Genomic DNA, 6,802 nt, shown 5'->3' on the forward strand with positions numbered 1-6,802 from the left:
TGGTTGCGGTTGATGAGGTTGCCGGCATTGGTGCCGGGATTAACCCAGGGGTGGAAGCCCAGGTAAATGGCCTGCCCCTGCCCGTAGGGCACCCGGTAGCCCACCACATGCCTCTTCCCGTCTTTGGTAATAGTGGCTAGCGGCTTAGCATTCCCGGACAAAGTTACCGACTGGAACCGCCACAGGGCCGCTCCGGTAAACTTCCCCCCGTCAAACTCCACGGTTACGGCATCGTTGGGACCTTCCTTGCCGGAAAGCTCTACTTCCTTGTACTTGCAGGGAAGCAGGGTATCCCGGAGCTTAGTGTAGGGCTGGAAGTTTTCATCCAGGTAAGGCACGAAGTCGCTCAACACCAGCATCCCGCCCTGGCGCACGTACTCCACCAGCTTGTCTTGGGTAGAACGGTCCATCCAGTCGTAGGCGGAAAGGAAGATGGCTTTTACCTTCTTAAGCTCAGATAAGGGTTCTTCCCGAATATTGATCATGGTAAATTCGGTGTCGGTCCGCTTGAGCAGATCCTGGAACCCATCCACCCCGTCGTAGCTGCACCGGGGAACGTCGGAGAAACCCGCTTCCCGCCAGGCCTTGGCATCGCTGTTCCAGGCATCGGCCGCCGCATAGGGAGGGTATATACCCCAGGCAATGCCTGGCTCCCGGTAATTGCTAGTGACCAGATAGCCTCCCTCCTCGTTGAAGAATCGCCCTAGCTGCTGGCCAATCCAGTATTTGCTGCGCAGGCTCCCGTCCTCGGCTACCGGGGCCGAAGGCGGATGGGGCGGCTGGCACCAGGTATCAACGTCTTTGGTCCAGTTGTCGGTGGAGGCAGCGGTGTAGACGTTTAGCCCCGTAGACCCAAAGGCCGGGAACAAGACCGCCCCGAAATAGGAAGGCAGACTTTCCTTAAATGGGGTTATGTCGCTGCCGAACAGCATCTCGGCCACACTGTTTTTGGAGTAGCTCCAGTTGTCCTCCAGGTTCATACCCCGGTGGCGCATAGCCAGGAAGGAGTAAACCGCATAGGCCTTGGCCTCGTAGGCAGCAATTCCAATCCAGTTGGTATAGCCGAAGTTGGCACCCGCTGACTCCAGGATCTCGGCGTTGACCCGGGTGATCCAGGGTTCGGCTCCCTTGCCCCCGGCGATATGGTAATCCATGGGTGGCACCGGGTTAATGACGATGGGGATTTGCTTGGAAGTCCTGGGCATATAAGATTTGTAGGTTTTAAATACCTCGGCGTAGTAGTGGGCGGCAAAGTCGCCCCAGTCCAGGTAGGTCAGCACTTCGGCGCGGGCGTCGGGTCGATTGCCGGTGAGTCCCCCTAAGAGGGGAATAGTTGCCAGGAAGTCGCCCAACACCGGCACCTGCCTAAGGAACCCCAGATCCAGGTAGTCAAAGGGCAACAGGTTGAGCCCGGGGATGGCCTTAAAGTCCAGCTTAGGTATGGGTAAGAGGGAGACGACGGGAAGCTTGCCTAAGTCAAGCTCACCCCGGGTCAGAATTCCTTTCCAGCTCCGCGGGGGTTGAATTTCCTCCCAGGAGGAATAGGAAGTACCATGGTACTGATTATATTTGGCCAGAGTCTCGTAGCGCTGCTTGAGGTAACGCTGAAAGGCCCGGATCCCTGAAGGCGAATAATCGTAGGAACGGAACCCGCTCAAGTTTTCCCGAGCATTGGAGTAGATGCCCTCGTTTAGAAGCTGCATGCCGACGATGGGCCCTTCCGGATAGAGAAAATGGTTGTCGGCCAAGAACTTGTCCACCTGGCCCAGCCAATCCTTGACGTAAATTTGATAATAGGAGTCTAGTGAAGCGGGCATGATGCTCTGGAGCAAGGGCTGGGGCCAGACGGTAGGGAAATTGGTGGAGTCGCGTTCAAACTCGATCTTCCCGCACCGCACTGCCCATTCCACATAATCAGGAAGGCCACCATAATCTACTTCAGCGCAGATAAAGGGGCCGGGCTTGACCACGCCATAGAGCCCTTTTTCTTTGAGCAGCTGGATAAAGTACCTGACATCCCGGTTGGCCTGGGTAGCGCCGGTAAAGTCATAAAAACCGGTCCCAAACACCGGATCATAAGGCGCGTGGTGCCGCCAGGGAATATAAAAGGTGATGAACTTGATGTTCATGGCTTTTAGCTGGTCCAGCACCCGCGACCATTCGGAACGGTTGTCCCGGTAATAGGGATAGTCGCCGCTCCAGAAATAATAGGGCTTTCCGTCCAGGTAGAAGACTCCATCCCGGATCTCCGCCTTCCTGGACGGGGCTGCTGACATAGCCTTAGCTTGGATTTGGGCCTGAGCCTCAAGGGCCGGAGTTGAACTGGCCGTGGCCAGGCCGGCGGGTCCTGCCGACCCAGCCAGCAAGCCGACTAAGAGCGCCACCACCGCCACCGTGGCCACTAACCGAACTGGACGCCTACGTCTCCTCATTGCTTGACCCTCCCTCCGCGCGGGTAATCCTCTTCCCGCCGATAAGGTTCCCATCAAACCTTAGCACACGATACAGTATAATGGCAAGGTGGCAAGCTTAACGTCACAGTAGCAACGGTTACTTGCACCTACCATACCTGGCTCCTACCATAACCCTGACGATGCTTCCGAAACGTTTCCCATGCCAGGGCACCAGCGCCGGCGCAAGATGCTTCGCCAGCGATCCCTATGGCTCCCTCACCCTTCAGCGCCCAGCACTCAACTGACTGACCCGAGCTGGGATCCACGCTATACGCAGCAAGGTATTTTCGGGCTACAGTCTTGTGGTTGATTGGATGCTGGGGCGCTTCAGGACCCATGCCTCAGCTTACCTTCCTTACCCATGGACGCATGGACTTTTTCACCCCTGTATGGGGGTGCCACCGCTTTGGCTTATTTCCGCTCCGCCACCGCCCCAAGCGCGGCGCCCTTTCTCCTCATGTAACTTCCGCACTTGGAACTTGACGCTCTCCAGATATCCACCGTGGAGCGGGTAGAGCCGCCAAACGAGTAAAGCCAAAAGCACGATGGCGATTGGCACCACCGTCATGAGTAGCCGCATGCCCATGATAGCTGATGCCGGTTGGGCCTCAATAGGCAGGGTCGCATCGTAACCACTCATTTCTAGTACCACCGCCGAGATTATGGCTTGCACGGAAATGCCCAGGCGGACGATCAAGGCATTCATGCCGAAGTACATGCCTTCCCGCCGCACTCCGGTGCGGAGCTCATCCTCATCAATGACGTCAGAAAGCAGAACATCTAAGAGCAGCATAGGTCCAGCTACGCCGATGCCCACCAGGGCGGCCGTGATCAATCCCCCCACGAAGCTCTTTATAAATAGGAAGGGAACCAGGGCCAGGGCATAGATGGTGGCCGCGGTCATGATGGTGCGGCGAGCTCCCCAGCGCACGGTCATGCGCTGCCAGAAGTACAGAAAAGGCAGGGCTACGATAAAGACTACCCCCAAGAGCAGCGAAACCTGAAAGCCCTCAATGCGAAGCACATACTTGCAGTAGAAAGGAATAGCGCCCTGCATAATGGTAAAGGTAAGCTGAATGAGCAATCCGGCAATGACGTAAGTGATAAAGGAGCGGTTGGCAAAAGTATGCTTCAGGGCCGGCCATAAGGCCAACGGCTCGTCCCCCCTAAACTCGGGCCGCTCCCTGCTACCCAAAAGGGAGACAAACAGGGAGATACAGGTTACTGCTCCTAAGATGCCGCCCAGCATGGGCCAGCCCAACTTGCCGTAAATCATCGGCGGCAAGGCGGTGCCAATAATCATGCCGATGACGGTGAAGCTCTGCCGGAGGCCGGAAACCTGGGCCCGCTCCTCCAAGTTCGGGTACATCTCGGGAAACAAAGCGGTCCAGTTCAGGATCACCATGGTGTAAAGTCCATCGAACAGGAAGGCCACCACCAGGAAATACCAGAACAGTTTCGGATAGCCCAGCCAGTCGCCGGATCGTACCGCATCTGGCGGCATCCAGACTAGGGCAAAAGCTACTGCCAGCGGAATAGCCCCGAAGGCTATGTAGGGGATACGGCGGCCCCAGCGGGTACGGGTACGGTCAGAAATCTGCCCAAATAAGGGATCATTAATGGCGTTCCAGATGCTGTAGATGATCATGGCCAAGCTAAAAAGGTAGGGGCGCATAGCCAATAAGTCTACGTAAAAGAACATGGCAAAGGCAGCAAAGGTACCCGGAGCCATGGAGCCGGCCAAGCTACCGGCGCTATAAGCAAGCTTCCGACCCAAGCTTTGCGGTTTTGTCCCGCCAATTTCAACAGCCATTCCACTAACCTCCTCTTCTAGATTTAGAAGGCCTTGGCCTTTCACCTCAAGCGATGTTTTTTGACAGAGGTACTCCAGCCACTTCCAAGGATTGATCCAGACGCTTGTAGGCCTCGTCGCCTAGCTTCACCCCCTGACTTTCCAGCGCTAACAGATAAGCTCCTACCACTGGCTGGTATTTGGCCAAATGGATCCAAGCCCGGGGAGCCACCCGGTGCAGCGCCAAGGTAAAGGCGTCAATTAAGAGGGGGGTACCCGATTCCGCTGCCTGGTAAAGCCCCCCAGAAAGGACCACTTCCACTTCCTCCTCGGTCATGCCCAGGCGCCGGATCACGCCGGCACAGGATTGTCCCAGCGCTTCACCCATGCGCACCAGGATATCCTGACAGGCCCGATCCCCTTCAAAAGCCAGCCGGAAAACCAATGGCGGCACCGACCACAAAGCCCGGTACTGTAGCCCTAGGTCGTCCCGCATCTCTTGCGCCAGCTGGCTGTAATTGTCCATGCCAAACAGGCTTAGGATTTCCTCCTCCAGGCGAGTTTTGGGGCCAGTCCTTTCGTCCGAGCGGAAGGCCCGGTGCAGGGCATCCCTGGTGAGATCCGCCCCTCCCCCCCAGTTGCCGAATTCAAATCCCAGGCCGCGCAAGATTACTTCCCTGCCCTCGCGGTTGCGGCCAGCAGCGTTGCCGCCGGTCCCACAAATGGAAACCACTCCCCAGGGACTTTCGGTTCCCGCCCGCAAGGCCACCCAGCAATCATTGGTTAGGGTGTAATTCTGCTCTGGAAATACCTGGTCCAAGGCCTGGTGCAGATTTTTAAAATCATCTGGCAAATCGGCTCCCGCTAATCCCAGCACCACCTGGCTTAGGTCTTTGATGGTAATCCCGGCCTGCTCTAGGGCCGCGCCCAGCGACCCCTGCACCGCCTGCATGGCCGAGCCCATGCCTGCCACTTGGTAATTGGAAGGGCCGTCTTGACCCCACCCCAGGATGCGCCCCTGGCCATCGCCAACCACAGCCATGGTCTTGCTGGCTCCGCCGTCAATTCCAGCCACATATATGGTTGGCACCACGCCACCTCGCTCTCTACGCCAAGTTACCTTCTTTTCCCTATTTCCTCCATGCTGCCCCTGCCTGAGACTGCCTCTGTCTCCAGTCGCCACCGCCTCGTTTGGTTGATCAAGGCGCGCTGCGATACTTGTCAAATTGGGGCAAAAACTGGGCATTCTCCCGCCAGATATCTTGCCACAGGCTTTGGGCTACCCGGGCTCCAGGGACTAAGGGATGGTTTAGGAGTGCCAGATAGGCCAGCTGGGGGCTGCCTTTGGCGGCTGCCTGGACAGTAAGCTGTTCATAGGCTTTTACTTGCTGAACCAACCCCCGCACCGCCAGGGGCAACTGGCCACAGGCCAGGGGTCGGGCCCCTTGGGCGTCCACCAGGCAGTTGACTTCCACCACCGCCTCATCGGGCAGGTCGGTTATAGCCCCCCGATTGGGAACGTTGACCACATGCACCTCGCGGCGGTTATTGTGAAGAGCATCCAGGAGCGAAACCGCCGCCTCCGAATACCAGGCCCCACCCCGGAAAGAGAGCTGCGGCGGTTTGCTGGCCAGATCGGGATCCCGGTAAAGTTCAAACAGCTCCTTTTCCACCGCCATCACTTGCTCGGCCCGGGTACCCTTGCCACTGGCCACCTCTTCTTTCTCCTCCGCTACCGCCTCGCGGCTAAAGTAATAGTAACGAAGGTAGGGAGAAGGGATCATGCCCAGGGAAAGTACCGCTTCCTTCACCCATTCGCCCCCAGGTATGTTCTGGACCGCCATGCCGATGAACTCAGGCTTTTCCAGTACCTGGCGGGTAATGTCCCGGCCATCCAGGCTGATGCGCCGCGCCCAGCTAAGGTGGTTTAAGCCAACGAAATCTAGGTCCAACCGCTCTTCATCCACGCTGAGTAGGGCTGCCAGCGCTTTCTTCAGGCTTAAGGGAACATTGCAAAGGCCAATTACCTTGGCATTGCTGTAGCGGCTAATGGCTTCGGTAATGATGCCGGAAGGGTTGGTGAAATTGATGATCCAGGCTTGGGGGCAGATGGCTTCCACCTCCCGGGCAATCTCCAAGGCCACGGGAATGGTCCGGAGCGCCTTGGCAAAACCCCCGGGTCCGGTGGTTTCTTGGCCCACCACATCGTACTGGAGGGGAATGCGCTCGTCCCGCGCCCGAGCTTGCAATCCTCCCACCCGAAACTGGGTGATGATGTAATCAGCCCCTTCCAGGGCCGCCTGCCGATCTAGAGTGGCCTGCACCTCTACCCGCTCGGCCAGGCCTGCTCGGGCCAGCATCCTCCGCGCCAGGTCGGCGATGATTTCCATCTTCTCCTGCCCGGCGGGGATATCAACCAGGGCAATCTGACCTACCGGAAAGGTCTCCATATGATCAATGATCCCTTCGATTAATTCCGGCGTATAGCTGGAACCCCCGCCGATTACAGCTAGCTTGATGTTATCTCGGCTCACTTTGTTACCTCCTGTCAACACGG

At 57.6% G+C, this 6,802-nt stretch carries 4 protein-coding genes; all 4 read right to left on the bottom strand.

Going from position 1 to position 6,802, the window contains the following annotated elements; genetic code table 11:
* The coding region (locus tag H5U02_13060; GenBank protein MBC7343350.1) for a beta-galactosidase at positions 1-2,432 on the bottom strand (2,432 nt) is incomplete at its 3' end.
* Positions 2,433-2,832: 400 nt separating this feature from the next.
* Positions 2,833-4,266 carry an MFS transporter gene (locus H5U02_13065; protein ID MBC7343351.1) on the bottom strand — a complete coding sequence of 478 codons (1,434 nt, stop codon included), beginning with the start codon at positions 4,264-4,266 and terminating at the stop codon, positions 2,833-2,835.
* A 46-nt stretch (positions 4,267-4,312) separates the two neighbouring features.
* Positions 4,313-5,335, bottom strand: coding sequence for an ATPase (locus H5U02_13070; protein MBC7343352.1), 1,023 nt, complete (start codon positions 5,333-5,335; stop codon positions 4,313-4,315).
* 109 nt (positions 5,336-5,444) lie between these two features.
* Positions 5,445-6,779, bottom strand: a complete 1,335-nt coding sequence (locus H5U02_13075) for a 6-phospho-beta-glucosidase (protein ID MBC7343353.1) — start codon at positions 6,777-6,779, stop codon at positions 5,445-5,447.
* Positions 6,780-6,802: the final 23 nt, after the last annotated feature.

Source organism: Clostridia bacterium (assembly GCA_014360065.1).
Lineage (GTDB): Bacteria > Bacillota > DSM-521 > Neomoorellales > JACIYF01 > JACIYF01.

What these genes read in the sequence shown, in the direction of transcription:
- H5U02_13065 (MBC7343351.1), bottom strand. Translation starts at nt 4,266, where the DNA reads ATGGCTGTTGAAATTGGCGGGACAAAACCGCAAAGCTTGGGTCGGAAG.